Annotated in this window: 29 protein-coding genes; 15 read left to right on the forward strand and 14 right to left on the reverse strand. The window is 67.1% G+C overall.

Features of this window, described 5'->3' with window-relative positions; genetic code table 11:
* Positions 1-10: 10 nt before the first annotated feature.
* Together RSO01_RS33455 and RSO01_RS33460 are read right to left on the reverse strand one after the other, a co-directional pair.
* Positions 11-499 carry an MlaC/ttg2D family ABC transporter substrate-binding protein gene (locus RSO01_RS33455; protein WP_170303544.1) on the reverse strand — a complete coding sequence of 163 codons (489 nt, stop codon included), beginning with the start codon at positions 497-499 and terminating at the stop codon, positions 11-13.
* A gap of 309 nt (positions 500-808) precedes the next feature.
* Positions 809-1255 (reverse strand): TIGR03668 family PPOX class F420-dependent oxidoreductase, encoded by a 447-nt coding sequence (locus RSO01_RS33460; protein ID WP_147154935.1) that lies wholly within the window; start codon positions 1253-1255, stop codon positions 809-811.
* Between the two features lie 27 nt (positions 1256-1282).
* Here RSO01_RS33460 and RSO01_RS33465 point away from each other — a divergent pair, with 27 nt between their 5' ends.
* Entirely contained in the window at positions 1283-1975 is a 693-nt protein-coding gene (locus RSO01_RS33465) for a site-2 protease family protein (RefSeq protein WP_147154936.1), read from the forward strand.
* On the opposite strand, the gene RSO01_RS33470 is transcribed toward RSO01_RS33465, so the two are convergent.
* Both RSO01_RS33470 and RSO01_RS33475 read right to left on the reverse strand, forming a co-directional pair.
* Positions 1972-2544 carry a PAS domain-containing protein gene (locus RSO01_RS33470; protein ID WP_281291562.1) on the reverse strand — a complete coding sequence of 191 codons (573 nt, stop codon included), beginning with the start codon at positions 2542-2544 and terminating at the stop codon, positions 1972-1974. The genes RSO01_RS33465 and RSO01_RS33470 overlap by 4 nt on opposite strands.
* A gap of 113 nt (positions 2545-2657) precedes the next feature.
* Positions 2658-3479 (reverse strand): glycoside hydrolase family 25 protein, encoded by an 822-nt coding sequence (locus RSO01_RS33475; RefSeq protein WP_147154938.1) that lies wholly within the window; start codon positions 3477-3479, stop codon positions 2658-2660.
* 221 nt (positions 3480-3700) lie between these two features.
* Between RSO01_RS33475 and RSO01_RS33480 the strand changes: the two genes are divergently transcribed.
* Positions 3701-4390, forward strand: coding sequence for a peptidoglycan-binding domain-containing protein (locus RSO01_RS33480; RefSeq protein ID WP_147154939.1), 690 nt, complete (start codon positions 3701-3703; stop codon positions 4388-4390).
* A 10-nt stretch (positions 4391-4400) separates the two neighbouring features.
* Here the strand turns inward: RSO01_RS33480 and RSO01_RS33485 are convergent, their stop codons facing one another.
* Positions 4401-4775, reverse strand: coding sequence for a DUF4188 domain-containing protein (locus RSO01_RS33485; protein WP_147154940.1), 375 nt, complete (start codon positions 4773-4775; stop codon positions 4401-4403).
* Positions 4776-4827: 52 nt separating this feature from the next.
* On the reverse strand, positions 4828-6732 hold the full coding sequence (locus RSO01_RS33490) for a CocE/NonD family hydrolase (RefSeq protein ID WP_246158994.1): 1905 nt from the start codon (positions 6730-6732) through the stop codon (positions 4828-4830).
* Between the two features lie 94 nt (positions 6733-6826).
* On the opposite strand from RSO01_RS33490, the gene RSO01_RS33495 reads away from it, so the two are divergent.
* On the forward strand, positions 6827-8251 hold the full coding sequence (locus RSO01_RS33495) for a tetratricopeptide repeat protein (RefSeq protein WP_147154942.1): 1425 nt from the start codon (positions 6827-6829) through the stop codon (positions 8249-8251).
* 5 nt (positions 8252-8256) lie between these two features.
* On the opposite strand, the gene RSO01_RS33500 is transcribed toward RSO01_RS33495, so the two are convergent.
* From RSO01_RS33500 to RSO01_RS33525, 6 genes are all read right to left on the reverse strand, one after another.
* On the reverse strand, positions 8257-8538 hold the full coding sequence (locus tag RSO01_RS33500) for a hypothetical protein (protein ID WP_147154943.1): 282 nt from the start codon (positions 8536-8538) through the stop codon (positions 8257-8259).
* 60 nt (positions 8539-8598) lie between these two features.
* The gene (locus tag RSO01_RS33505) at positions 8599-10887 is read right to left on the reverse strand and encodes an MASE4 domain-containing protein (protein WP_170303545.1); all 2289 of its coding nucleotides are present in this window, start codon (positions 10885-10887) and stop codon (positions 8599-8601) included.
* Between the two features lie 404 nt (positions 10888-11291).
* The gene (locus tag RSO01_RS33510) at positions 11292-11702 is read right to left on the reverse strand and encodes a response regulator (RefSeq protein WP_170303546.1); all 411 of its coding nucleotides are present in this window, start codon (positions 11700-11702) and stop codon (positions 11292-11294) included.
* Between the two features lie 35 nt (positions 11703-11737).
* Positions 11738-12313, reverse strand: a complete 576-nt coding sequence (locus tag RSO01_RS33515; protein WP_147154946.1) for a cupin domain-containing protein — start codon at positions 12311-12313, stop codon at positions 11738-11740.
* 52 nt (positions 12314-12365) lie between these two features.
* On the reverse strand, positions 12366-12944 hold the full coding sequence (locus RSO01_RS33520) for a cupin domain-containing protein (protein WP_147154947.1): 579 nt from the start codon (positions 12942-12944) through the stop codon (positions 12366-12368).
* Complete coding sequence (locus tag RSO01_RS33525; protein WP_170303547.1) at positions 12941-13615, reverse strand: sigma-70 family RNA polymerase sigma factor; 675 nt, start codon at positions 13613-13615, stop codon at positions 12941-12943. The genes RSO01_RS33520 and RSO01_RS33525 overlap by 4 nt, the downstream gene beginning before the upstream one ends.
* Before the next feature lie 239 nt (positions 13616-13854).
* Here RSO01_RS33525 and RSO01_RS33530 point away from each other — a divergent pair, with 239 nt between their 5' ends.
* Both RSO01_RS33530 and RSO01_RS33535 read left to right on the forward strand, forming a co-directional pair.
* The gene (locus RSO01_RS33530) at positions 13855-14964 is read left to right on the forward strand and encodes a YihY/virulence factor BrkB family protein (RefSeq protein WP_147154949.1); all 1110 of its coding nucleotides are present in this window, start codon (positions 13855-13857) and stop codon (positions 14962-14964) included.
* A 24-nt stretch (positions 14965-14988) separates the two neighbouring features.
* Positions 14989-15408 carry a GFA family protein gene (locus RSO01_RS33535; RefSeq protein ID WP_147154950.1) on the forward strand — a complete coding sequence of 140 codons (420 nt, stop codon included), beginning with the start codon at positions 14989-14991 and terminating at the stop codon, positions 15406-15408.
* A 90-nt stretch (positions 15409-15498) separates the two neighbouring features.
* Here the strand turns inward: RSO01_RS33535 and RSO01_RS33540 are convergent, their stop codons facing one another.
* Positions 15499-17643, reverse strand: a complete 2145-nt coding sequence (locus tag RSO01_RS33540; RefSeq protein WP_147154977.1) for a catalase — start codon at positions 17641-17643, stop codon at positions 15499-15501.
* Positions 17644-17927: 284 nt separating this feature from the next.
* Between RSO01_RS33540 and RSO01_RS33545 the strand changes: the two genes are divergently transcribed.
* The 7 genes from RSO01_RS33545 (at position 17928) to RSO01_RS33575 (ending at position 23787) form a co-directional block, all read left to right on the forward strand.
* Positions 17928-18407: a hypothetical protein gene (locus RSO01_RS33545; RefSeq protein WP_147154951.1), complete on the forward strand. Its 480-nt coding sequence runs from the start codon at positions 17928-17930 to the stop codon at positions 18405-18407.
* Positions 18404-18802: a phage holin family protein gene (locus tag RSO01_RS33550; protein ID WP_147154952.1), complete on the forward strand. Its 399-nt coding sequence runs from the start codon at positions 18404-18406 to the stop codon at positions 18800-18802. Before RSO01_RS33545 ends, RSO01_RS33550 begins: the two co-directional genes overlap by 4 nt.
* On the forward strand, positions 18799-19719 hold the full coding sequence (locus RSO01_RS33555; protein WP_147154953.1) for a hypothetical protein: 921 nt from the start codon (positions 18799-18801) through the stop codon (positions 19717-19719). The genes RSO01_RS33550 and RSO01_RS33555 overlap by 4 nt, the downstream gene beginning before the upstream one ends.
* 16 nt (positions 19720-19735) lie before the next feature.
* Positions 19736-20980: an NAD(P)/FAD-dependent oxidoreductase gene (locus tag RSO01_RS33560; RefSeq protein WP_147154954.1), complete on the forward strand. Its 1245-nt coding sequence runs from the start codon at positions 19736-19738 to the stop codon at positions 20978-20980.
* 58 nt (positions 20981-21038) lie between these two features.
* A complete protein-coding gene (locus RSO01_RS33565; protein WP_147154955.1) occupies positions 21039-22601 on the forward strand; it encodes an FAD-dependent oxidoreductase in 1563 nt (520 codons plus the stop codon).
* Between the two features lie 106 nt (positions 22602-22707).
* Entirely contained in the window at positions 22708-23178 is a 471-nt protein-coding gene (locus RSO01_RS33570; RefSeq protein WP_147154956.1) for a hypothetical protein, read from the forward strand.
* A 21-nt stretch (positions 23179-23199) separates the two neighbouring features.
* Complete coding sequence (locus RSO01_RS33575; protein ID WP_147154957.1) at positions 23200-23787, forward strand: hypothetical protein; 588 nt, start codon at positions 23200-23202, stop codon at positions 23785-23787.
* Positions 23788-23855: 68 nt separating this feature from the next.
* Here RSO01_RS33575 and RSO01_RS33580 read toward each other — a convergent pair whose 3' ends face one another.
* On the reverse strand, positions 23856-24131 hold the full coding sequence (locus RSO01_RS33580) for a hypothetical protein (RefSeq protein ID WP_147154958.1): 276 nt from the start codon (positions 24129-24131) through the stop codon (positions 23856-23858).
* 233 nt (positions 24132-24364) lie between these two features.
* On the opposite strand from RSO01_RS33580, the gene RSO01_RS33585 reads away from it, so the two are divergent.
* The 3 genes from RSO01_RS33585 (at position 24365) to RSO01_RS33595 (ending at position 25782) form a co-directional block, all read left to right on the forward strand.
* A complete protein-coding gene (locus tag RSO01_RS33585; protein WP_147154959.1) occupies positions 24365-24916 on the forward strand; it encodes a hemerythrin domain-containing protein in 552 nt (183 codons plus the stop codon).
* Positions 24913-25473 (forward strand): D-glycero-alpha-D-manno-heptose-1,7-bisphosphate 7-phosphatase, encoded by a 561-nt coding sequence (locus tag RSO01_RS33590; RefSeq protein WP_373867971.1) that lies wholly within the window; start codon positions 24913-24915, stop codon positions 25471-25473. Before RSO01_RS33585 ends, RSO01_RS33590 begins: the two co-directional genes overlap by 4 nt.
* A gap of 69 nt (positions 25474-25542) precedes the next feature.
* Positions 25543-25782, forward strand: a complete 240-nt coding sequence (locus RSO01_RS33595) for a hypothetical protein (protein ID WP_147154961.1) — start codon at positions 25543-25545, stop codon at positions 25780-25782.
* The last annotated feature ends 611 nt before the right edge of the window (positions 25783-26393 follow it).

Genomic DNA, 26393 nt, shown 5'->3' on the forward strand with positions numbered 1-26393 from the left:
CTCCGAAGATCTAGCGGCTGGCGCGGGCTTCCAGCTCGCGGACCAGCGGCTCGACCTGGCCGCCGTTGCCCTGGATATAGAAGTTGAACTCCGACCGCTTGATCTGGGACATGCTGATGCCGGCCACCTTGAGGTCGGCGATGCGCGCACCGCGGCCGTCGTCGTGCACTTCCCATTCGATGCGCGTGGTCTCGCCGTTGGCCTGGGTGAAGACGGCCTTCACCATCGACACGCCGTTGGGCCGGGCATCGACCTTGTCGATGGTGACGTCGGAGGTCGCAAGCTTGGCCAGCCGATCGCCGTAGGCCCGCGCCTCGGCCGCTTCCAGCGCCACCAGGAAGCGCGCCCGCTGCGGCTCGCTGGCCTGGCTCCAATAGCCGCCCAGCGCCACGCGCGCGATGTGGGCGAGATCGAAGCTGTTGCGCAGCACCTCGCGGACGGCGGCATCGCGGCTCGGACCGCTCTTGGTCCGGGCGATGTCGGCAAGCTGGCTTGTCACGTTTTTGACGAATTGTCCGGGGTCGCCACTGGCCGCCCCGGCCGGAAACACGAACAACAAGGCCGCCGCTGCGGCAGCCCATAAACCACTGAAAACATTGCGCATCAGGATCACCTGCCTTGGTCGCTCAGCACGCGGGATTTCAGCGAAGGGGACCGCCCGGAGCGAAAATCGATAGAGCATCGCCCCGCCGCAAAGGGCGGGGACAAGCGCACCGGGCACGCGCTCATGGCTGGATACGGTCGATGCCTGTCAAACGTCCCCGAAGCAAAGCGACCGTGCGTCGCGGGCCCCTCCCGCCAGTTGCACTCAATCGCCGAGGTCGCCCCAGCTTGCCGTCCGCTCGATGCGGATGGCGATGACGGGAAGCCCGGCGAGCTGCATGGCGGCGAGCTGCCGGTAGCGGCCCTGCAGCAGCGCCTGCGCCCGGCCATGCTCCGGTCCGTCGGCCAGGATCTCCGCCCGGCCGCGCAGCATCACCCAGGCGAGCCGCCGCCAGTCCTCGTCGTAATGATCGAAGACAATGGCTGCCTGCGGGTTTTCCAGGATGTTGCCCAGCCGCTTCAATGGCCTGTCGGTCTCGCGCTTGGGCTTGCGGTCGATGGTGATGTAGAGCCTGTCGTCCACCAGCCCGAAGCAGACCGGCACGACGTGCGGTGCCGACCGCGCATCCGCGGTCGCCAGATGGCCTATCCGTCGCGTCTCGATGAACCGACGCTCGCGCGCCGACAGCAGGCTGGCCGAAGCTCTGTTCATCGTCGTCATGTCTCAGTAGAAGAGTTCATGGATCAACAACTGGCAAGCACCCTCTACACCGCCTCGACATGGGTGCTGCCCGTGCTGCTGGCGATCACCCTGCACGAGGCGAGCCACGGCTTCGTGGCGCATCTGCGCGGCGACAACACGGCGTGGCAACTGGGGCGCGTCAGCTTCAATCCGCTGAAGCATGTCGATCCATTCGGCACTATCCTGTTGCCCGGGCTGCTGCTGTTCCTGCACGCGCCTTTTCTGTTCGGCTACGCCAAGCCCGTGCCGGTCAATTTCCGGGCGCTGAAGAATCCACGGCGCGACATGGTGCTGGTCGCCGCCGCCGGGCCCGGCATCAACATTGCGCTGGCGATCGCGGCGGCGCTGCTGGTCCACCTCGTCGGTTTCCTGCCTGACGGTGCGCGGCAATGGACGGTGCTCAATCTCGAGAACGCCATCGTCATCAACGTCGTGCTGGCGGTGTTCAACATGATCCCCCTGCCGCCGCTCGACGGCGGCCGCGTCGCCGTCGGCCTGCTGCCCGACGTGCTCGCGCGGCCGCTGGCGCGGCTGGAAGGCTACGGCATGATGATTGTCATCGGCCTGATCTTCATCCTGCCGCTGATCGGCTCTCAGCTCGGGCAGAACCTGAATGTGATCGGCTGGCTGCTGGGCGGACCGGTCGACAGCATCATCGACGCGATCCTGCGACTGACGGGTAACGGTTAGGCCGAGGTAGCGAGCTCGGCGGCGGTCGTCTCGTACTCCTCGCCCATGCGCTGCAGCGCGGCGATGGTCTGAGGATCGTTGATGGTGCGGGCGAGCCGGCGGCAGCGCCGGGCGTGGGCCAGGAATTCGTCGCGCCGACGTGCCGCGGTGATGTCGACCAGGAGATTGACGGCCCCGGTGAACTTGCCTGAGGCATCGAACAGCGGCGTCGGATAGGGCTGGAAGGCCACCCGCCGGCCGTCCGGACGTTCGGCGATGGCCGTCACGCCGCGGATCGAGCGCTGTTCCTTGATCGCCGTGGCCATCGGGCATTGGTCGTGCGGCAGCGACGCGCCGTCGTTGGTCATGAGCTTCCAGGTGACGCACCAGCGGTCGCTGTTGGCAACCGGCGTGCGACCGGCAAAGTCGATGCACGCGCGATTATACCAAGTCACGACGCCATCCCGATCGGTCACATAGAGGGCCGTCGGAAGGTCGTCCAACGAGGCAGGGTTACCGTCGGGACGTCCGTCCAGCGCCTTCAAAGCGACCTGGACGATGTCCTCCGCATCAAGACCTTGAGGAACCACGCTGATACCGCTCCTGAGGTCCTACAACGCCTGGATTCCCATAAGGTTTCAGTCGGATTTCTGCCGGCGACTTTGTCACAGGTTGCGGCGGCAGGTTTCGCCAGGAGATTGGCCTATGACCGGGGACGGCTGTTCCAGAACCGGTAAAGGGCGTTGGCGTCGCCGTTGAACAAATTGCGATCGCAATAGGCAACGCCGGCCACCGCCCGGGCGTGCGAGCCGTAGGCGACGTCGGTCGCGGTCTGGTTGGCGGCGTACTGCCAGAGCTTCCAGCCGCGATCAGCCCACGCCCAGGGGATGTCGGGCTGCTCGCGATAGTCGGCGAGCCAGAGATCGCACTGGGCCAGCAGCGAGCCGGGCTGTATCGGCTGGCCGAGGCTGAGGCCGCGGCGGCCATATTTCTGGCCGTTGGCCCATTGCGGATGGGTGTAGAGCAGCGGCAGCCGGCCGGTCTGCTGACGCACGACCTGCACGAAGACCTCGGCCTGGGCCAAGGTCATGGTGTTGCGCGGATTGCCGTCATTGGGCTCGAGGTCGAGGGCGATCAGCGTCGACGGCCCCGGCCGCGCGACCGAGAGGAAGGACATCGCCTGGTCGGAGCCGGAATACTGCCGCGTGCCGAAGTGATAGGCGCCCCACAGCAGCCCCGCCTGCTCGGCCTGCGGCCGGCGGATGGCATAGGACTGGTCGACCCAGTCGCCGCCTTCGGTCGCCTTGTGGATGAGGCCCAGGATGCCGCTGCGGCGGATCGCGCCGAAGTCGCTCACCGCGACGCCATGGCTGATGTCGATGACGGCGTCCAACCCCGTCGGTCCGGTCGGCGGGTGGTCGATGTAGACATCTCCGCCGCGCCTCGCCACGGGCTGCTGCCCGCCGCAACCCGCCAACGCCAGGCTGGCCAGCCCGCCACCAAACACAACCCTGCGGGAAACCATCCCCCACCCTTCATTGAGCAACCGCCGAACCATAACACGTCGGCCTGTGGGTTTGGTCTCCGATTGGTCACGCAATGTCACGGCCCCAATAGCGTATCTCCAGCAATCGACGAGGTGTGATCATGCTGGGCGACGGCACGATAGGTTCCACGATTGGTTCATGGTGGGGCAAAGTCCGGCCGCAGGCCGCTCGTCGCGACAAATCGCCTCCCGACGACCCCATGTTCATCGACGTGATGGCCGACTTCTCGCGCAAGCTCGGCGAGCGTGCGGCGCGCCAATCGGCCGGCGGCCTGGCCGCGGCACAGCAGGAACGGCGCGAGGCCATGAAGGCGTACGACCGCGCGCGCCGGCGCCAGCAGATATTGACGGCGGGCGTCGCCGTGGGCGCGCTGATCGCCCTCGGCATCGCCTCGCTTGCCCCGCCCGTCGCGCCACCAGTGGCCGCCCCGCCAGCTGTTGCCGCAGCGCCGGTCGAACCAGCACCGCCCGTCATGGTCGCAGCCGCGCAGCCGACCGTCCTGCCCGACACCACGCCGGTCGCGCCGGCGCCTGAGCCCGCGCCGTCGAGTGCCTCGGCATCCACCACGCCCGCCGCGCCTGAGCCGTTGCGTGGCGAGGAGGTGCGAGAAGTCCAGAAGCGCCTGCAAGGCTTCGGCTTCAATCCCGGGCCGGCCGACGGCGTCGCCGGGCGCATGACCGCCAACGCCGTCATGGGCTACCAGCAGAGCCGGGGCCAGGCGCAGACCGGCGACATCGACCGCGATCTGCTGGACCAGTTGCGCCTGGACCCAGCGCCTCAGGTCGCACCGCCGCAGCGGACGGCTCAACGCACGCGGACACAAGCGGCCGCACGACGTTCCAACCCGCTCGACCAATTCGGACGCTGGATCGACTCGCTGGTGCGCTGACCGTCACGTCTCAGGCGGCCTCTGCGTCCGGCGCTTCAGGTGGCGGCGCCGGACCGTCGCTTTTGAGACCAAGGCGCTGGCGTGCCGAGAACGCCGAGCCACGAGCGGGCAGCTCGGGCGCGAAAGCAAGCAAGCCGACCGGCTTGTCCATGTCGGCATAGATCGCTTCCATGCCGCCGCGCCGATGATAGGTCTCGTGCCAGAAGCCGGTACCGAAGTGCAGCAGTCCGTCCGGCTGGTCGGCCCCTGCCCTGTCGATCTGCGGACCGAGGCCGAGCAACGTCATGAGGCCGCGCCAGCCGCGGACGCGCATCCCGAGATAGATCACCACGAGGTCCGGAAAGCCGGACAGATCCACTGTTCGCCGTTCGACGCGCGCCTTCATTCGAGCCCTGCCAGATTGGTCGACTCCTTTACGGTCGGACGACGCCGTCGGATCAGGTGAGGTCGCGGGCAATCGTACAGTCCCAGTCGCGATGGCAGACCTCGGTAGCGCCTTCGCTGGCGCGCAACGTTGCCTGCAGCCGGAAGGCTTCGGCCGTGCAGGTGAGGCGCATCGAGGTTTCGATGCGCACCTGCCAGTCGTCGCGCCGCTTGGTCTGGACCTTGCGCATCTCGGCGACGGCGCTCAGCGGGTCGTCGTCCTTGATGTCGAGGTCGTACTTGCCTTCTCCGCCCTGCTCGAAGCCCAGCGTGTCGGCAGCCGGCGCGGCCGTTTCCGCCATCGGCAAGAGCGGCAGCGCAGCATCCTCTTGCCGCGGCCACCGCACCGGCAGGTCGAGCGTGCCATCGAGGATCGTCACGGTCGCATCGTACGGCGCGGGCCAGATCATCGGCCAGTACGTCGTTGAGAGCGCGAGCCGGATGCGATGGCCGGCCGGAAAGGTCGCGCCACAATCGTTGAGCTTCAGGCGCACGCGATAGCGCTGACCTGGCACCAGCGGTTCGGGAGCGGCATGGCTGTCGCGATGCGTGAGGTTCAGCACGCCGAAGCTGACGCGCAGCGATTCACCCGAGGGGTGCACGTCGCACAGCCGGGCCACGAGATTGGCAACCGGCTTGTCGCAGGCGATGTCGACCGTGACGACCGGCGCGCCCAGGATCTCCAGGGTCTCGTCGAGCGGTGGCGTCTCGAACAGCGACGAGCGCGAGTCGTCGGGCCGCTGGTCACCCGCCTGATCGTTGCCGCGGCCGAACGGGCACCATTCGCCGCCCTCGCTGCCCACCGTCTGCGGCGAGCGTACAGCGCGCGATGCAGGCGACGCTCTTGCCGGCTGCAAACCATCGTCGGTCAGGAACAGGCGATGCGGCTTGCGATCGGGCGGCGGCCAGACGGGCTCACCCACCCAGCGCCCCGGCAACGTCTCGTGATGCGTCGCGGGCTGATGGCTCGCCGTCATCCAGGCGCGCAGCATGGGCTCGTCCATGACGCCTGTCGGCTTGCCCTTCAGCCAGTGGTCCCACCAGCGCAGCATCTCCTGCAGGAAGCCGATCTGCGGGCCGGGCAGGGCGAAATGCGGATAGGCATGCGCCCACGGCCCGATCAGTCCCTTGCGCGGCCCGTCGAGATGCTCCAGCAGGCGCGGGACGGCGTTGCTGTAGCCGTCGGTCCAGCCGCCGACGGCATAGACCGGACATTTGACAGCGCTGAAATCCTCGCACACCGAGCCGTGCCGCCAGTAGGCGTCGCGCCGCTGGTGTTTCAGCCAGCGCTCGAGGAACAACGGCACGCCCGCCAGGCGCTTCAGCCACATCTCGCGCCAGCGCTCGCCGACCAACAGAGGATCGGGCGGGTGGCACATATCGCCGAAGATGAAGCCGCCCCAGCCGAGATCGGCCGAGGCGAGCTTGGCGCCGCCCATGTAGTGCACGTCGTCGGCGTAGCGGTCGTCGGTCGAGCACAGCGTGACGATGGCCTTGAGCGCCGGCGGCTGCAGGGCCGCGACCTGCAGCGCATTGAAGCCGCCCCATGAGATGCCGAACATGCCGACGGCGCCGCTGCACCACGGCTGGGCGGCGAGCCAGGCGACGATTTCCAGCCCATCGTCGAGTTCCTGCTGGCTGTATTCGTCGCTCAGCACGCCGTCGGACTCGCCCGAGCCGCGGATATCGACGCGCACCGCGGCATAGCCGTGCCCGGCGAGATATGGATGGGTGAGCGCATCGCGCTGATACGTGCCGTCGCGCTTGCGGTAGGGCAGATACTCCAGCAGCGCGGGCACCGGGTCAGCCTCGGCATCTTCAGGCAGCCAGAGGCGCGCGGCGAGCCGCGTGCCGTCCTTCAGCGGGATCGTCATGTGCTCGATCTCGCGGATCGCGCGAGGAAAGGACGTGACGATCAAGATCGATGCTCAAACGCCATTATAACCACGCCCCAGCATACAAGTTGTCGCGATGGTGGAAACCTTCTAGTGGTCGGCGGCAAGGGAGCGGGCGATGTCGGCGAGTAGCAAGTTTCTGGCTTTTGCAGTGGTTTTTCTGGTCGCGGTGATCGGCTATCTCGCCGTCGACCATCTCAGCCGGACGCCGGCGCCCGCCAGCGCACCGGCACAGCAGGCCGCGTCCCAGCCAGCCAGCCCAACCCCTGCAACGTCGGGCCCTGCCGCTCCGGCCGCGGCGCCATCCGCACCGACGGCCGGCGAGGGCACCGACGACACGACGGTCCGCCAAGCCTATACCGAATGTGTGTCGGGCCTGTTTCCGACCCGCGCCGACGCCCAGAGCCGCGCCGCCGCCTGCTCCAAGGCGCTGCAGAGCCGCCAGCTCAAGCCCGACGAGATCGCGCTGGCGCGGTTGAACCGCGGCATCGCCCGCACCGCGCTCGGCGACAATGTATTGGCCGGCGAGGATTACATCGACGCGGTCCAGCGCTACGACCGGCTGATCGACCCCAGCAATCCCGATTCGCTGGCGCTCTACCGGCGCGCCGTGGCGCTCGACGGCAGCGGCCAGACCGACAAGGCGCTGGAGGATTACAGCGCGGCGATCAAGGCCGACCCGAAATCGTCGCTCGCCTTCCTCGGCCGCGGCGTGCTGCTGGCGACGCGCAAGCGCGCCTACGACCGCGCCATCGAGGACTTCGACAAGGTGCTGGTGATCGAGCCCGACAATGTCTGGGCGCTGATAAGCCGTGGCGATGCCTTCTCCCAGCTGAGCGACGTCGGCCGCGCCATGGCCGATCTCAACCGCGCCGTGGCGCTGGCGCCCGACAATCCCGTCGTGCTGCTGACGCGCGGCCTGGCCGAGGGCCGGCGCGGCAATCTCGACAGCGCAGCGCGCGACTACGAGGCGGCGCTGAAGCTCGACCCGCGCTACGCCGCCGCCTTGGCCAACCTCGCCGCCATCCGCTCGATGCAGGGCCAATCCGGCGCCGCCGTCGAACTCCTCGACAAGGCGATCGCGATCGACCCCAGCAATCCGCTCGCCCTCTACAATCGCGGCTATGCCGAGTTTGCGCTGAAGCGGTACGACAAGGCGATCGCCGACTACGGCGCGGCCATCGCCATCGATCCCAACATGGGCCTCGCCTACAACAACCGCGCCCTGACCCGCGCCATCGCCGGCAGCGACCTGGTGGCGGCGCTGGCCGACAGCGACCAGGCGCTGAAGCTGCTGCCGCTCAATCTCGAGGTCCGCGACACGCGCGGCTTCATCTACCTGAAGCTCGGCGACCCGGCGCTGGCCCTGAACGAATACAATGCCGCCCTGACGATCGATCCCAATCGCGCCCTGTCGCTCTACGGCCGTGGCCTGGCCCGGATCAGGATGGGCGATGCCGCGGGCGGCAAGGGTGACCAGGACGCCGCACTCACCATCAATCCCGAAGTCGCCAACGACTTTGCGATCTACGGCCTGAAGTAACGCCTTTAGAGCAACGCCCGGCGGTAGGCGCGGTCGGCCGAGCGATCGGCGTGGTGGTCGTAGCGGATGACGGCATGATGACCGGGTTGGCGCGCCCGCAACTCCAGGATCTCGGCCCAGGTCTTGCCGGCCAGGGCATAGATCGCCTCGAGCTGTCGGCGTGCGATGGGATCGCTCGGATTGAGCCTGAGGTCGTGCTCGGCATCGTCGGCCGCGCCACCCATACGGTCGAATTCGCGCTCGAGAAACGCCAGCCGCCGCGCGATCACCGACTCGATCTCGTTCATGACATTCCCCCGCTGCGACGCTCCTAAAGTCGCCGCGGTCGCTTTGCAAGCTCATACTCTTCAGCTTGAGACCCGCGCGATCGTCTGCGCGAGCTGCTCCAGGCGGAAGGGTTTGCGCAGCACCGGGAACTGTTCGGGTACGGCGCTGGCCGACGCGGCATAGCCGCTCACCAGGACGATCGGCAGGCCGGGCCGTCGATGGCGCAGCTCCTCGGCGAGCTCGATGCCGTTCATGCCGCCCGGCATCACGATGTCGCTGACCACGAGATCGAAATCCTCCGCCTCGAACATCACCAGGGCCTGCCGGGCATCGGCCGCCGGGCGCACGGTGTAGCCGATCTCCTCCAGCATGGACTGGCCGACCGCGGCCACGTCGGCATTGTCCTCGACCAGCAGCACCTTGCCGGCCGCCGTGCTGGGCGCGGCCTCGTCGTCGTGCGCGGCCGGCCGCGACTCGGGCGAGCGCGGCAGGTAGAGCGTGACGACCGTGCCTCTTCCCGGCGTGCTGTCGATGGTGACCGTGCCGCCCGACTGATGGCTGAAGCCGTGGACCTGCGACAGCCCCAGCCCGGTGCCCTTGCCCACCGACTTGGTCGTAAAGAAAGGATCGAACACCCGCGACAGCACGTCGGGCGCAATCCCCTGCCCGCTGTCGCGCACGGCGATCACCACGAAGGCGCCGCTGAGGCCATCCGGCGCATTCCCGCCGTCGAGCTGCCGGTTCTCGGCCGAGATGGTCACGACGCCGTCCTGCTGGATGGCGTCGCGCGCGTTCAGCACGATGTTGAGCAGCGCCAGCTCGAACTCGCTGGTATCGACGCGAACCAGGCCGAGATCGTGCGCAAGGGCGAGCTCCAGGCGTACCTGCGGCCCCACCGTGCTGCGCAGGATCGGCTCCAGCTCCTTGATGGTCGCGGCGACGTCGATTACTTCCGGATTGAGCGGCTGGCGGCGCGAGAAGCTGAGCAGCTGGCGGGTCAGGGCAGCGCCGCGGCGGCTCGCCGATTCGATGGCGAGCGCCGCCTGGCTCGCCTTGAGGTCTGACGCGACCGCCTCCTTGAGCCGCGGGATGTAGCCGCTCACGATCATCAGCAGATTGTTGAAATCGTGCGCCACGCCGCCGGTGAGCTGGCCCAGCGCCTCCATCTTGTGGCGATGCGCGGCATCGGCCTCGGCCTTGCGCATCGTCTCCTCGGCCTGCTTCTCGGCCGTGATGTCGCGGCCGGCGACATAGATCAGCCCCTGGTCGGTCGTCATGGTCCAGGAGATCCAGCGCCAGCTGCCGTCCTTGTGACGGAAGCGGTTCTGCATGCGCACCGTCGGCGCGCCCTCGGCCAGGCTGGCGCGGCCCTGCCGGGCGGGCGCGGCGTCGTCGGGATGGCGCAGCGCGTCAGTGTTCATCGCCTTCACCTCGGCCTCGCTCCAGCCGAGCATCTTCTCCCAGGCGGGGTTGAGGGTGAGGAAGTAACCGTCGAAGGTCGCAACGGCCAAAAGGTCTTCCGACACGCTCCAGATGCGGTCGCGCTCGCGGGTGCGCTCCTCCAGGTCGCCGGTGGTGCGGCTGAGCTCGCCTTCCTGGCGCACGAACTTGCCGAGGAAGTAGAGCAGCAGCACGCCGCTCGAGACGAGCCAGCTCAGCCGGCAGGCATACCAGCCGACCGTGTAGCGGGCGCCGCCGACGACGGAGAGCATGTTGCCGATGGCGATGGCCGCGAGAGCGAGGCTCAACCACAGGAACAGGTCGCGCGGCGGCCGCATGGCGAGCAGGATCAGGGCAACGCCGGCCGCCAGCAGGAGTGCCGCAGCGGAATTGAAGATCGCGTTCAACGACGTCCACGTGCCGCCGGCGCCCAGCAGCGGCAGCCGATCGCCCACCATGATCGCCAGGCCGCTCATCGCCAAGGCCGCAACCGTCGCCAGCGCCGGCACCAGGGTGCCCAGCCGCCGGGCCTGGCGATCGGGCGAGCGTCGATGGCCCTGCAGCACCTCGACCAGCACGGCGGCGAATGTGAACAAAGCGAAGCCTACGACCCAGTTGTTGTAGATCCAGCCGATGGATTGCGGCGTGCCCATCAACGGACGGCCGGCGGCGACGGCGCCCGGATAGGCCAGCAGGTAGCCCAGGCTCATGACGGCGGAGTAGAGGTAGGCGCCGACCAGCAGCACCACGGAGCGCTGGGGCTGGCGACGATAGAGAACCATCAGCAGGAAAGCGGTCACACCCTCGATGACGAACACGCCGCCGGCGAACAGCGCGTTGAAGCCCGGCAGGTCGGGTCCCGCTTCCCGGGCGAAGGGCAGCAGTGCCGCGCCGACCACCAGATACGCGGCGGCGAGCACGGCCGTCATCGTAAACGCCGCGGGGACAACCGGAGACCCAGTATGCGCCGCGACGACTGTCTGTGGGAACCTGTCCTGAACGTCCGCCATCCTGCCCTCGCCGGCAATCCTAGCATGGCTGCCGCAGGATCAATCACCTTCCAGGCGCGCACGCTCGCCGGCTGCATCCAGCTCGGCCAATTCCGCATTGGTGACGCCCAGCAGGCAGCGACGTGCGCCTGCATTCGGCTTTGTGCACGGTCGGATGTCCGGTTACGGGCATGCGCTGATGATAACTTAAGTCAATTTCAATGACAACAAGAAATGACTACTGTTCTCATAGTTTTTGCGCCCCATATGGGCCATATGGGCGCAGAAACGCGAGTGCCTGCAGTGCAAGCATGCGCTCACGCCAAAGTGCTTTCAGGCGCGGCTCACAAGCGATCGGCGGACGACCAGGAAGAGCGCTCGGTCGGCATTAAGCCGGCGCTCAGACCTTCGATTGCCTCCAACAGAACCGGCACTGATATGGGCTTGGCGATGAAGGGGGCCCTTCTCAGTCCACTCGGCAGGTCCACCTCGTCGTAACCGCTGACCACCACATAGGGAATTCGACGCTCCTCGATGCACACGGCCAAGTCTGCACCGGAGCCGTCGACGAGCTTGGCATCGAGAATGACCAGATCAATGACCCGGGTCTCAATCTCCTTCAGCGCGTCGGCAACCGATGTCGCGGGGCCAATGGTGGTGCCACCGGCGCGTTCGATCTCCTTGGTGAGCATCAAGCCAATGAGGAATTCGTCTTCGACGATCAGGACAGATTTGCCACTGAGCCACGGCGTCATTGACCGTCCTCCGTCGCGGGCGGGTGCCTCTACGGTCATTGCAGAATGTCCCGGGTGCTGGTGAGGAGAACGCAAGTGCAGCCCGTCTCGCTCCAGACGCGCTGATCGGCGGTGCCCGGCGCACAGCAGCTATAGTCACCCGGCCGCAACTTGCGCTCGTTGATCCAGAGTTCGCCGTCGAGAAGATGCAGCTCTTCGGTGCCCGCATGGGTATGCGCCGGATAGTGCGCGCCAGGCGCCAGGCGGACCAGCATGCTGACCCGATACCTTGCACCGTCGGTCGCCAACAGCTTGCATTCGATGCCGGGCGCGACTTGTTCCCAATCGGGCTCAGACCATCGCGGTGCGGGCGGGCCCGCCAGCGGCTTGCCGCTCGTCCCTGCGATCCGCTGCGCAAGACGCGCCTGCAGTGATGTCGGCGGACGCAGCACGTCGATCGGCCACAACACAAACCGATCGACCACCGGGCGCAGGCTCTCCAACTCGTGCCGGCAGTGCAGACAGCCGTCGATATGGGCCTGAATCGGCGCCCGTTCGCTCGCCGGCAAGGCCTGCAGGGCATGGACGCAGGCCAGCTCGGCCCGTTCGCAGGGGGATTCCCACGGCTTCATACCCTCTAGAACGACAAACGCGCGCCGCTGGATTGGTCGCCCTAGAGTCCCTTCAGCGAAGGGTATCCCTGGTGCTGGTTACCAGAACGCAGGTGCAGCCGGTCTCGCTCCAGACGCGCTCGTCGCTGGCGCCCGGTGGGCCGTAGTTGTAGTCGCCGGGCACAAGCTTGCGCTCGTCGATCCACAGTTCGCCATCGAGGAGATGCAACTCTTCGACACCGGCATGGGTATGCGCCGGATAACGCGCACCGGGCGCCAGGCGCACCAGCATGCTGACCCGGTGCCGTTCGCCATCGGTCGCCAGCAGCTTGCACTCGATGCCGGGGGCGACCTGCTCCCAGTCCGGCTCGCGCCATTGCGGTGCCGGCGGCGGCACCGGTTCTCTCCCGGTGTCCGCGGCGATCCGCTGCGCAAGGCGTGCCTGCAGCGGCGTCGGCGGACGCAACACGTCGGTCGGCCAGGAGACGAACCGGTCGACCACGGGACGCAAGGCCGCCAACTCGCGCTGGCAGTGCGGGCAGGCGGCAATATGGGCTTCCGCCGCGGCAACATCGCTTGCCGGCAGAGCCTGGACAGCATAGGCCGACGTCAACTCGCTCTGCCCGCAGCCTTCCTCGTCGAGCGTGGTCATGGCATCCCCGCCTGTGCAGCCAGCGCTTGCCGCAGCTTGTGCAGTCCCGAACGAATGCGCGTCTTGATCGTCCCGAGCGGCATATTGAGCCGCGCCGCAGCTTCGGCGTGCGTCAACCCGCCGAAGAACGTCGTTTCGATCGCCTGGCGCTCGGCCGGCGTGAGCACCACCAACGCCGCGCGCAGCCATTCGGCTTGCTCGCGAAGCTCGAGTTCGTCACACGGATCGGCAGCAGCTTCGGGCGGCGGCTGCTGCATGTCGCCGCCATCACTGCGTTTCTTTCGACTGTCGAAGCGCAGGCGATCGATCGCCCGCGAGCGCGCCTGGTTCATGATCCAGCCGAGCACCGTGCCGTTGGCGGCGTCGTAGCCCGCCGCGCGCCGCCAGACGTCATGGAAGACGTCGACGGTCAGCTCCTCAGCAGTTTCCCGATTGGCCGTGATCCGCATAGCCAGCGTGAACACCATGCGATGAGCCCTCTCGTAGAGAGCATGCAGCGCGAACTGGTCGCCCGCGGCGATCGATCGGACGAGTGCCGCCCAGTCCTCCTCCAGCACCACAGCCTTGGGCTTGGCGTACAGCACGTCGCCCAATGTCGCCGGCGACTGTTCTGCCTCTTTCTTACGGGCATCGACGGATTGGCCACTGGCCGCGATTTTGGAATCTTCCATCAGTCGATCAGTCGCGGAGGATAGGCGCTTTGCCCGGCCCGAAACAACGGCTTCGATATCTCCATTGGCAGCCGGTCTTGAGGGTGGCTGGCGCGCAACGCCTTCATCGTCCCCTCCTCGCCACGCAAAACTAGAGACGACCCGAGAAGGCCGGAAGCGACGGTTCGATAACGGACCGCCGCAGCGCGCAACGGCAGCGAGCGAAGCTCGTTCTGACCCCACCATATGGACTCGATGCCATGGGCGTCTGGGAACTGGCCAAGGACACGGTGAAGGGCTTCATCGCCGACGAAGCCTTGAGCCACGGAGCTGCGATCGCCTATTACACCTTGTTCGCCGTCGCACCCGTGCTGTTGATTATCATTGCCATCGCCGGCCTGGTGTTTGGCCGAGAGGCGGCGGAAGCCGCCATCGTCGCTCAGCTGAGCGGCCTGATGGGCGAGTCGACAGCCAAGGCCCTCGAAGAGATCGTGCACAAGGTCGGAGACCGCGAGGGCGGGCTGTGGGCGACGGCGATCGGCGTCGGCGCCCTGATCCTCACGGCGACCGGCGTATTCGGCGAGGTCCAGTCCGCGCTGAACGTCGTCTGGAAGGCCAAGGATCGCAAGGCCAGGGAACGGCGGTCGGCGCTCAGCCGCTTGGCGCGGGCCCGCGCCGCCAGTCTCGGCCTCGTGGTGACCGCCGGTTTCCTGATCACGGTGTCCCTTGCCGTGAGCGCGGCCCTGGAAGCCCTGTCGGGTTACCTGAGGGGCATTTTTCCGGGCGCGGAAATCGTGCTCACTGTCGTCGATTTCGTGATCTCCACGGCCCTCATCGGCTTCCTGTTCGCGGCGATCTACAAGGTGCTGCCCGACAAGCCCATCGCCTGGCGCGACGTGGCGATCGGAGCACTCGTCACGGCATTGCTGTTCGAAGCGGGCAAGTATCTGATTGCCCTATATATCGGCAAGAGCGACGTGGCCTCGACCTACGGCGCGGCCGGAGCGCTGGTGGTGCTGTTGCTGTGGATCTTCTACACGGCGCAGATCTTCCTGCTCGGATCCGAGTTCACCTACGCCTATGCGCGTCGCTACGGCAGCTTCTCTGCGGCAGGCCGCGCCGGTTCAGATGCAGAATCGGGTGACGCCGACGGCGACGCGCTTCGCGAGCTGCTGGAGGATGCCGAGCGAAACGTGGCGCTGACCACCCGCCGGGTCGAGCGACAGCGCCAGTCGGTCGAGCGGATCGAGCGCCAGCGACAGGACGCCAATAGCGCCCGACGAGTGCTGGCCACCGCTGAGCGAGCGCTGAGGATGCGGACCGAGCATCGCGACCGGCTACGACAGGAGGTGGAATCAAGCAACTCATGAGTGGTCTACCCGTTTTGATGGGTGATGACGGTCAGCACCTCCGAACGCCCCTTGTTTGCGGGCGGCTGCCTATGCGGCGCCGTCCGCTGGCAAGCGTCTGCAGGCCCTCGCGTCGTCCACCATTGCCATTGCAGCATGTGCCGTCGATGGACCGGCTCGGGCTTTGCCACACTGGTCTGGTTTTCCCGCAGCGACCTTTCCTGGGATGGCGCCGCGCCCGCGCTTTTCCGTTCCTCGCCGATCGCCGTCCGCAGCCACTGTGGACGGTGCGGCACGCCCCTGGCGTTGGCCTATGACGGACGCAGCGACATAGCTTTGGCCGTTGGCACGCTCGACGACCCGGCCGCAGTCACGCCACGTCATCACTACGGTGTGGAAGGTCGATTGCCGTGGGTCGACATCGACAAGGATCTGCCAGGCAAGGAAACACGGGAACGTTGGTAGAGCCTCGGCCCGTGAAGCCCCCTTGCCATGCGATGATATTGGTGCCGTCGAGCGAGGTGGCATCGTTCTTCAATCCATGCACGACGTCCATCATGATGGGCGCAGCACGGAGACCCGGCGCGGGAACCGATGCCGACCGAGGTCGGTTGTCAATTGTTCCGCCAACTCGGCGGCCTCGGCCACGGTGACGCCGTCGCTCGATGCCGGTACGCCAGACGCCTCGAGCAGCGTCTCCGCATCGGACGCCACGGCGATCGGCTTGCCATGACGCCATGCCTCATGGAGGAAGCGTTGCGCCAGCGTCTGAGCCGCCAGCGCCGGCCCCACACCTGTGGGCACGAGCACGGCATCGTAGACGACCGATGGCGCGTTGGGCGCGGCGCGATTGACCTTCATCGGCCCCCCGCTCGCAGCGACGGCGCCGGCACGCGGCCCGATGGTCTCGGGCACCAGCTCGGCGGCAGACAGCGCCTCGAGCAGGGCCTCGACCTCACCGGTATCGACGCCGTCACCCAGCAGCACGGCGACCTTGCGGCCTTTGATGGTGGGAGGAGGCTTGTCCATGCTGAGCGCTGGTGAGCGCAGCTTGTCGGCATCCTTGCGCAGCGGACCGGCCGGCGTCGGCGCCGAAGGCGTCGGCGCCTCGGGCGAGCCGGCAGGGCTCACGGCGATGCCGGTCGCTTCGGAGACCATCGCCGCTAGCTCCTTGTGAATGTTCACCAGGATCTCGTTCATGGTGCGGTCGCGCACGACTTCGTCGACCACCTGGTTCAGCTCGAAGGCGAAGGCGGCGGCGATGTGGTCCTTCTCCCAGTCGCTCATGCTGTTCCAGAACTGGGTCGCCTGGCTGAAATGATCGCTGAAGCTCGGGCTGCGCTCGCGCACCTTCGGCCCGGGCTGCTCCTTGACCGCGACCGAGCGGAACGCCGCGGCAGCGGCAGGCGAATGCATCGGGCAACCGCCGCCCAGGCTGTTGGGGAAATAGGAGACGCGGCCCTTGTTGATGGTCATGCGGGCAAAGCCGTCGCGCTGGTTGTTGTCGGCCGGTCGCAGCGAGCGATTGATCGGCAGCTCGTGGAAGTTCGGCCCGACTCGGCGAAGCTGGGTGTCGATGTAGGAGAACAGCCGACCCTGCAGCAGCGGGTCATTGGTGAAGTCGATGCCCGGAATGATGTGGCCGGTGTGAAAGGCCACCTGCTCGGTTTCGGCAAAGAAGTTGTCCGGGTTGCGGTTGAGCGTGAGCTTGCCCACCGGAACAACCGGCACGACCTCCTCGGGAATGATCTTGGTGGCGTCCAGGAGATCGAAGCCGAACTTGTGTTCGTCGGTCTCCTCGACCACCTGCAGGCCGAGCTCGTATTCGGGGAAGTCGCCGCGCTCGATCGATTCCCAGAGATCGCGCCGATTGAAGTCGGGATCCTTGCCTGAAATGAGCTGTGCCTCCTCCCACACCAGGGAACAGACGCCCTTGAGCGGCTTCCAATGGAACTTCACGAACCGCGACACGCCATCGGCATTGACCAAGCGGAAGGTATGGACGCCGAAGCCTTCCATGGTGGCGAAGCTGCGCGGGAGGGCACGGTCGCTCATCACCCACATCAGCATGTGGGCGCTTTCCGGCGTCAACGAGACGAAATCCCAGAAGGTGTCGTGGGCCGACTGGGCCTGCGGGATCTCGTTGTGCGGCTCGGGCTTCACCGCATGGATCAGGTCGGGGAACTTGTTGGCGTCCTGGATGAAGAACACCGGCATGTTGTTGCCGACCAGGTCCCACACGCCGTCGGGGGTATAGAACTTCACGGCAAAGCCACGCACGTCGCGCGGCGTGTCGGTCGAGCCGCGCGAGCCCGCTACGGTCGAGAAGCGCACAAAGACCGGCGTCTTTACGGTCGGGTCCTGTAGCGGCGCTGCCATGGTGAGATGGGCCTGGCTTTCATAGACCTGGAAGACGCCGTGGGCGGCGGTACCGCGGGCATGGACCACGCGTTCGGGAATGCGCTCGTGGTCGAAGTGCGTGATCTTCTCACGCATCAGGATGTCTTCGAGCAGCGTCGGACCACGTACGTGGGACTTCAGCGAATTCTGGTCGTCGCTGACCGTCACACCCTGGTTGGTCGTCAGTTGCTGGCCGGGCGCCAGCGTGTCGGGCTGCAGGTCGAGGGTCTTGTCGGTGTCCTGGGGCGGCGACGGCGGCTTGTCGTTTGGCGTCACCTGGCCCGAGGTGCGCGGCAGCATCGGCGGCAGGGCGTTGCCCGGTTCGGCGGCCATTGAGATCTCCGGCGTCGGCTGGTCGGAAGGACGGCGTGATGGTTTGGCGCTCGGCTTCTTCGCGTGAGCCGTGCGCTTGGCGGGCCGTTTGGTGGGCATGCTTGTTGGTCCCTTCTGCTTCGCTGTCCGTTTGATCGCTGTTTGTCGGCGCCAGGAGAACGAGGCACCAAGTTTGGAGTTGCTCCAAATCAGCGACCGTGATGCAGGGTCACCAGCCAGCGCCGGACGGTAATCAGTCGGCCGGAGCAACCTTGTTCTTCAACGCCTCGTTCCTGACACAAGGAACAGACACGGAGGCGTACATGCCGGACAGCACTCAGCACACAACGGATCAGGCAAAGGACCAGGCAAGCGGCGTCGCCCGCGCGGTCGGCGAAGCGGTGGGCAAGAAGGTCGAAGAGGTGGCGGACAAGTCAAAGCAGGCCGGGGCGGATGCCGTGGCTGGTCTCGGACGCACCGCCAGCACCATCGCCGACAGCGTCGCCGAGCAATCACCCGCGATCGCAGACTATGTGCGCGGCGCGGGTGAAAAGATTGACCGACTGGCGACCGACCTTCGGGACAAGAAAGTGGGAGACCTGATGACGTCGGCCGTCGAGTTCGGCCGTTCGCAGCCCATCGCCATGATCGCCGGCGCCGCCTTGGTGGGCTTCGCCCTTTCGCGGCTGATCAAAGCCGGGGTTGCGACGCCGTCCGACAGCAACAGCGACAGCCACGGAGAGCAGGCATGATGCTCAACACACCCCGCCGCCCCGGCGTCGTGACCTTGTTCACCGCCGCCGTCGCGCAGTCGGCCGACCTGGTCCAGACCGAATTCCGGCTGGCGCGCGCCGAAGTTTCCGAAAAGCTTGCGGCACTGCGTATCGGCCTCGCTTTGATGGCCGCCGGCGCCATTTTCCTGATTGCGGCGCTCGGCATGCTGCTGCAGGCGCTGGTGAGCGTACTGATCGCCAACGGCATGTCTCCACCCGCCGCCATCCTCGTGGTCGCAGGCGGCGCTGCCGTCATCGGCCTGGTGCTCTTCCTGGTGGGCCAGAAGCGGCTCAACCCCGAGGAGCTGGTTCCCGACCGCACCCTGACCTCGCTGTCGCGCGACGGGCGCATGATGAAGGAGACCGTGACATGACCTCGACTGCTCGCCTGCAACGCGAAGCGGATGCCAGCCGCGTCGAACTCGCCGATACGCTCGGCCAGCTGCGTGACGGCCTGGCCCCCTCCGCGCTGTCCACTGAAGCCATATCGCTGGTGAAGGATACCGGCCTGTCCCTGGTCAAGACCCTGGCCGAGCAGGCGCGGGCCAATCCCGTGCCCGCGCTTCTGATCGGCGCCGGCATCACCATGCTGCTGACGCGCACCACGGGCTCGGATGTCATGGGGGTGGCGGGTTCGACGCTGAAGTCCGCTGCCGCGACGGGAGCCGGCGCCGCGCGCAGCGCCGCTTCAACGATGGCATCCGCAGCCGCCGGTGCCGCGTCATCGGCCGCCGGTGCCGCGTCATCGGCCGCTTCCTCGGTGGCGGGCGCAGCACGCGATGCCGCCAGCGCCGTCAGCGACCGCGTCGCGGACACCGTCGGCGAAGTCCGGCACAAGGCGAGCGAGGGTTATGCCGCCGCGAAAGACAAAGTCGACAGCGAGATCGAGGCGGGCCGTCGCGAGATGCACGACCGGCGCGACCAGGCCGCGGGCCTGGCCGACGCAGCTCAGGAAAAGGCCGCGACGCTGGCCGACCAGACAAGGCAGAGCCTGGCGCACCTTCTCGAAGAACAGCCCATCCTGATGGCGGCTCTCGGGGCGGCGCTCGGCGCTGCATTAGGCGCGGCGCTGCCGCTGTCGAAGGCCGAAAAGGACATGATCGGCAGCGCCGGCGCGCGGGTTGTCGGCGCCGGACGTGATGCCGTCACCACGGCGGCGGACGTCCTGAAGGCAGAAGTCGGCAACGCGGACATCGGCGGCAAGGTCGGCGAGATCGCCGACAAGGTCGTGCAGTCCGTCACGAAGGACATCAACCAGTCGGCGACCGCGAACACCGGCCAACGCGCCTGAAGGGCGTCGACGGTTGATGCTTTCCATCGACGGCGCGCAGCACAGCGACCTTCGTACCGGTCGCGCGCCGTGGGCAAACGGTGCGCGCCCGCCGCGCCGGTCGCTGGACAAGGACAGGCGATGCGATGTCCTGGTCGTGGGCGCCGGCATCACCGGAGCTCTGGTGGCGGAGCACCTGGTCCGCGATGGTCGCGACGTCTGCATTGTCGATCGCGAACGGCCGGGACTGGGCAGCACGGCGGCAAGCACCGCGATGCTGCTGTGGGAGATCGACCGTCCGCTCGCCAGCCTCACCGACGTCTACGGTTTCGAGCGGGCCGCCCGCGCCTATCGGCTGAGCCTGCAGGCAGTGCGCGGCCTGCAGTCGCTCGTCGAGCAGCGCCAGATCGCCTGCCGGATGCGCGCGCGCAACTCCCTCTACCTCGCGGCGGGCACGACGGACGCCCAGGCCTTGATGAAGGAGCACGAGCTGCGGGTGCGGGCCGGGCTGCCCGGCCATTTCCTCGACTACCAAACGCTCCGCCAACAGTTCGGCATCGACCGCGAAGCCGCCCTTCTGTCGCCGGACGCGGCCGATGCCGATCCGCTCTGTCTCGCCCACGGGCTGATGGCTCGTGCCGTCGCAGGGGGTGGCCACCTGTTCGATGCCGATGCGGTGCACTACGACACTGGCAACCAGCGCACGACGGTGGTGATGGACGACGGCCATTCGATCGAAGCCGACTGGGTCGTGCTCGCCACTGGCTATGTCATGCCCGATTTCATGGCGTCGGAGATCCATCGGGTGACGACGACGTGGGCCGTGGCCACGCCGCCGCAGCCTCGCCGCGTCCGTTGGCGCGGCGAAGCGCTGATCTGGGAGGCGACCGAGCACTATCTCTACCTGCGCACGACGGAGGACCATCGCATCGTCGTTGGCGGCGGCGACGACGAGGCGATCAGCAAGCCGGACGATCGGGCGAGCGCGACACCCGACAAGACCCAATTCCTGCTGGCCGGGCTGCGCGGGCTTCTTCCTGATGCCGAGCCATGCGCCGAGACAGCCTGGTCCGGCGTTTTCGGCACGACGGCGGACGGCCTGCCCTTGATCGGTCCCGTGGCGGGCCATCCGCGCCTGCTTGCGGCCTACGGCTACGGCGGCAACGGCATCACCTTCGGGTTCCTTGCCGCAGAGCTGATCGCCGGCCTGATCGGTGGCCGCCGCGCTGCCTGGTACGACGACTTCCCGGTCGGGCGGCCGTTGCCCAGCGCGCTCAAGTAGGAAGCGGCAACCGCCGGTCCAAGCTGTCGTTGCCGACCATGCATCGGAGGAGAATGCCGTGAACGCACGCGACGAAGCGACCCGGTCGCTCTGGATGCGCGTCGAGGTACTGCCCGACGCATCGGCAGCCGAGGGGGCGCTCACCGCCGATACGGTCATCGTAGGGTCGGGAATCGCCGGTCTGTCCGCCGCCTACGAACTTGCAGCCGCCGGCCAAAAAGTGATCGTCGTCGACCGCGGCTCGATCGCCGGCGGCATGACCTCGCGGACGACCGCGCACCTGGCGCCGATCTGCGACGATACCATCAGCAGCCTGATCGACCTGCGCGGCGAGGAGATGGCGCGGCTGTTCCAGCAGAGCCAGGAGGCGGCCGTCGACCGCATCGAGGCGATCGTGGACGAGCTCGGCATCGACTGCGCCTTCAGGCGGCTGGACGGCTTTCTCTTTCCGGCGGAAGGCATGAAGCGCGAGGAGGCGAAGAAGCAGCTCGACAAGGAACTCGAGGCCGCGCACAAGGCCGGAGCCGCGGCCGAACACGCCAAGGGCGTGCCGTTCGTCGCCTTCAAGACCGCACCGGCGTTGCGCTATCCGCGCCAGGCGACTTTCCATCCCCTGAAATACCTGCAGGCAGTAGCCCGTGTGGTCGTCGACAACCGCGGCCGCCTGTTCGCCAACAGCCCGGTGGTTCGCATCGAGGCCTCGTCACAGGGCGTCGAGGTGCACACGCAGAACGGCGCCCGCATCGCGGCAAGCCATGCCATCGTCGCCACCAACTCGCCCATCAACAAGCGCGTCGAGCTGCACAGCAAGATGGCGCCCTACCGCACCTACGCCATGGCGTTCAGCATCGCCCGCGACACGCTGCCGGATGCGCTCTATTGGGACATGGCCGATCCCTACCACTACGTCCGCCTCCATCCGGGTTCCGGCGAGGGCGATTACCTGATCGTGGGGGGCGAGGACCACAAGTCGGGCGAGGCCGATGACGGCGACGAGCGGTTCGGCAGGCTCGAAGCCTGGATCCGCAAGCTGGTGCCCGAGCTCGGCAAGGAGGCGCACCGCTGGTCGGGCCAGGTCATGACGACCCTGGATCATTGCGGCTATATCGGCCGCGACCCGGACGAGGAGCGCGTTTTCGTGGTGACTGGCGATTCGGGCCAGGGGATCACGCACGGCGCCCTCGCCGGCCTGCTCCTCCGGAACCTGATCGTGTCGGGCTCGAGCCCCTGGGAAAGCGTCTACGATCCCTCGCGCAAGAGCGCCAAGGCGATCGGCACCTACATCAGCGAGAACGTGACGGCGATCAAGAATTTCGCGGAGTACCTGCTGCCCAGCGAGCTCAAGTCCGTCGAGGCGCTGCAGCCCGGCGAGGGCGGCATCCTCATCCACGGCCTGAAGAGACTGGCGGCATGCCGCGAGCGCGACGGCACGCTGCACGTCCGATCGGGCGTGTGCACGCATCTCGGATGCCACGTCAACTGGAACTCGACCGAGCAATGCTGGGATTGCCCGTGCCACGGCTCGCAGTTCGCTCCCGACGGCGCGGTGCTCAATGGGCCGGCGCTGTCGCCGCTGGAAACGGCAGAGGCACCGGTCGAAAGGAAGCGCCGGCACGGCTAGTTCGCCGACGCGCGACGCGTGCGAGCTGAATTTCACAGAAGGCCGCAACCATTGCTGGCGCCGCACTTTGTCTCATCGAGAACAATCCAACAGCACGGAGGACTTCATGACGAGAACGATCTCGCTTTTCGCCGTCGCCGCGATCGGCGTGGCGATGGCGGCGCCGGCGTGGGCGGCGACAGACGCCGAGTGCCAGGACATGTGGAAGAAGGCCGACACCAACGGCGACGGCGTTCTTTCCGACAAGGAGTCGATCCGCTACGTCGCGCTGATGCGCGTCGGCGACCGGACCATTGCCACGGAAGGCAAGATCACGCAGGCCGAGTTCATGGACTCCTGCAAGGCCGACATCTACGCGCCGCGCAAGGCTGACGAGGGCGCGCCTCTGAAGGGCGCCAACAGCTTCACCGAAGGCCAGGCCAAGGACCGCGCGATCGGCCATGGCGGGGTCGACGCCGTCGCCGGCCTCAAGAAGGACGATGACGGGATCTGGCGCGGCACCGGCACTCAGGCCGGCAAGTCCGTCGAGATCGCCGTCGACTACAAGGGCAACGTCGTCACCAAGGCGCAGCAGTAACCCCCACCGAAAGGAGACGACATGACTACCGTATGCCGAGTCTATGACAGTTACGCGCAGGCACGGGCCGCCGTCGATGCGGTTGAGGGAGCCGGCGTGCCCGCTTCCGATATCAGCGTCGTCGCCAACAAGCATGTGAGCGCCGAGCATGCCGACGTCGACGAAGTTTCCGGCGCCACCAAGGGCGCCGGCATCGGCGGCGCGCTGGGCGGCGGCGCCGGCCTGTTGGCCGGCCTCGGCCTGCTGGCGATCCCCGGCCTCGGCCCGGTGGTGGCCGCGGGTTGGATCGCTGCGACCGCCGTGGGCGCCGTTGCCGGGGCCGCCACCGGCGGCATCGTCGGTGCATTGGTCGATGCCGGCGTCGATCGGGACCATGCCGTCGTCTATTCCGAGGCAGTCCGCCGCGGCGGAACCATGGTGACAGTGCGGACGCGCGACGAGGATGCCGGGCGCATCGCCACGCTGATGGAGACCTACAAGCCGATCGATCCGGCCGTACGCGGCGCCGAGTACCGCAAGACCGGCTGGCAGACGTTCGACGAGAAGGCCCCGCCCTACCGGCCGAGCCAGGCCGAGGTCGACCGCATGCGGGCGAACTGGCCGGGTTGAGCACGACAGGAATCGTGACGAGGGCAGGCGCAAAGCCTGCCCTTCGTCATGCCGCCCCGCATCGCCGTCTAGATTTGCCTGGAGCGGATGACATTGGCGAGGATTTGCTCGATCTCTCGCGGCGAGCCATCGGTCGCCAGTGCCGCTGGCCGCGGCAGTTCGTTGTAGCGTTGACGACCAAGCGGCGTCAGTTGGTGGCCGCCCCCGGCGGCTTCGATCAGTTTCAATTGCTCCAGACGCTTCAAATGCTCCGCCGGCAGCTTGTGCGCCAAGATAGATCCCATCGCAACACGCCGAAGGGTGACTTCTTCGTTCGAGCTGAGCGGTGCAAGAAGACCTCTCATGGCAGAACTCCGTCGCCTGAAGGCGGGAGCGCTGGGCATTTACGTCGTGCCTCTGGTCTCTCAGCCGTCGGCGCCAAAGGGCCTCTGCCGACGATGAGTCAAGACTAGGTCAAAGTCGGAGGCCGTACAGTCCAATATTGAACACGCGTCGGTACGGCAGTTCAGGCGGCAACGTCCGATGGCACGCTCCGTTGTCGGTGTGGTTTTCACCCGCAACATCCTGAGGTCCCCCAATGCCAAGCCGCGACAAGCCCGACGCCATCGCCCTGCTCAAGGAAGACCATCGCAAGGTCGAGGACCTGTTCGAGAAGGCCGAGAAGGCGCGCGACGAAGACCGCAAGAAGATGCTGGTCCAGCAGATCTGCACGGAGCTGATGATCCATTCGATGGTCGAGGAGGAGATTTTCTACCCGGCCTGCAAAGACCAAATCGAGGACGAGGACGTGCTCGACGAAGCCTATGTCGAGCACGACGGCGCCAAGGTCCTGATCGCCGAGCTGCTCGACAGCGAGCCGGACGCTGAGTTCTACGACGCCAAGGTCAAGGTGCTGTCGGAGCTGATCAGGCATCACGTCAAGGAAGAGGAGAAGCGCGCGGAGGGCCTGTTCGCCCAGGCGCGCGAGGCCGGGCTCGACATCGAAGCGCTGGGCGAGCGCATCATGGCGCGCAAGGAGGAGCTGAAGCAGGAATTCGCGGGCGGCAACCTGCCGCCGCCGCATACCCGCAGCTACACCGGCCACAAGCTGGTGCAGGACAACCCGGTCGCCGCGGCCGGCGACGACTGAGCGGCGGTGCCTCGGTGCCGCTGTTCCTGCTCGACCGCGACGGCGTCGTCGTGGTCAACCGCAAGGACAACATCAAGACGCCCGCCGGGTTGACTCTGATCCCCGGCGCGGCGGAGGCGCTGGCCCGCCTGACGGCGGCCGGCTTCGACGTGGCCATCTGCACCAACCAGCCGGAGGTGGCGCGTGGGGCCATGAGCCACGCCGACCTCGATGCGGTACACGACGCCCTGACCCGCTTGCTGGCGGCCAAGGGCGCACGCATCGCCAGCATCCTGTGCTGCACCTGCACCCGCAAAACGCCGCGCATGAAGCCTGCGGCCGGCATGCTGCGCGACGCGCTGGCCCGCTTTGGCGCCAATCCGGCCGAGACGCCATTCGTCGGCGACCAAGTCGACGATCTCAAGGCGGCGTTCCATGCCGGCTGCCGGCGCGTCCTGGTGCGCACCGGACTGGGGCGCAAGGCCCTGGAGGACGGCCTGCCGGACTATGTCCAGCCGGTCGCGATCTACGACGACCTCGCCGCGGCCGTCGATGCCCACTTGGCCGCGCGCAGGTAGCCAAGGTCCGCCTGGCATCCCGAGCGCAGCGAGGCAACCTCCGGCCAACGGGAACATTTCTTCAAGGTCATGAGCGAACGAGCTGACGAAGCGGTCCGGACGGCGCAGGCCATGCGCGAAGATGTCGTGCGGCTGGCCCGCGGCCGGCCTTGCCACTGGGTGCCGGTGCACGACATCGCCCAGCGCCTGGGACTCGACGACGAGGCGAGCGCCGCCGCCGTGAGGCATGCGATCGAACAGGGATGGTTCGTGGCCGACGGCGATCCGCCGCACAGCGTCCGTCTCAGCGTGGTGCCGATGGCAACGTGACGCTGTGGTCTTCACGGCACCATAGGCTTCTGATCCCGAACTACCTTCGTGGGATTAAGCTGTGCCGCCGCGAAATTGGGTCACCAGGAATGCGCCTGTAAAACTTGACAGCTATATTTTTGCCCTGAATGGGGGGGGCGCGACCTGAGCGACAATTGGGTCGCGATGGGACATGAAATCAGCGACAACATCGGTCGCGCGTCGCCTGCGTACGTGGTGGGTTGGGCTTCGTCCGGCACGTTCCGACACCGAACCGATATCGCCGCCCCGTCCGACGGCACTTGCCGAACAGCAAGAGGCGCCGTCATCGACTGCAGCAAATGCCGCCGGTTATGTTCTTCTTGTCAGAGCCGTGGACGCCGACGTCGCTTCCGTGGCACGTGGTGTACCCGGAGTCACAAAGGTCACGCGCGACCTAGGCGGCGTCTGGAGCATTGCAGCGACCTCGGCGGTCGCGCGCGGAATCATTTCCCGCGGGGGATCGCTGCAGCTCCTCGCCGGCGTGAAGCCAGGCAATCAGCAAGCACTCATGCAATACGTCGCACGAGACGAACCCTGACAAGGGGTCCGGAAGATATGGAGGTCAGAAGCGCAGATCGCGTAGCCGTGAC

The sequence above is a fragment of the Reyranella soli genome (genome assembly GCF_007992495.1).
In the GTDB taxonomy this organism is placed as follows: Bacteria; Pseudomonadota; Alphaproteobacteria; order Reyranellales; family Reyranellaceae; genus Reyranella; species Reyranella soli.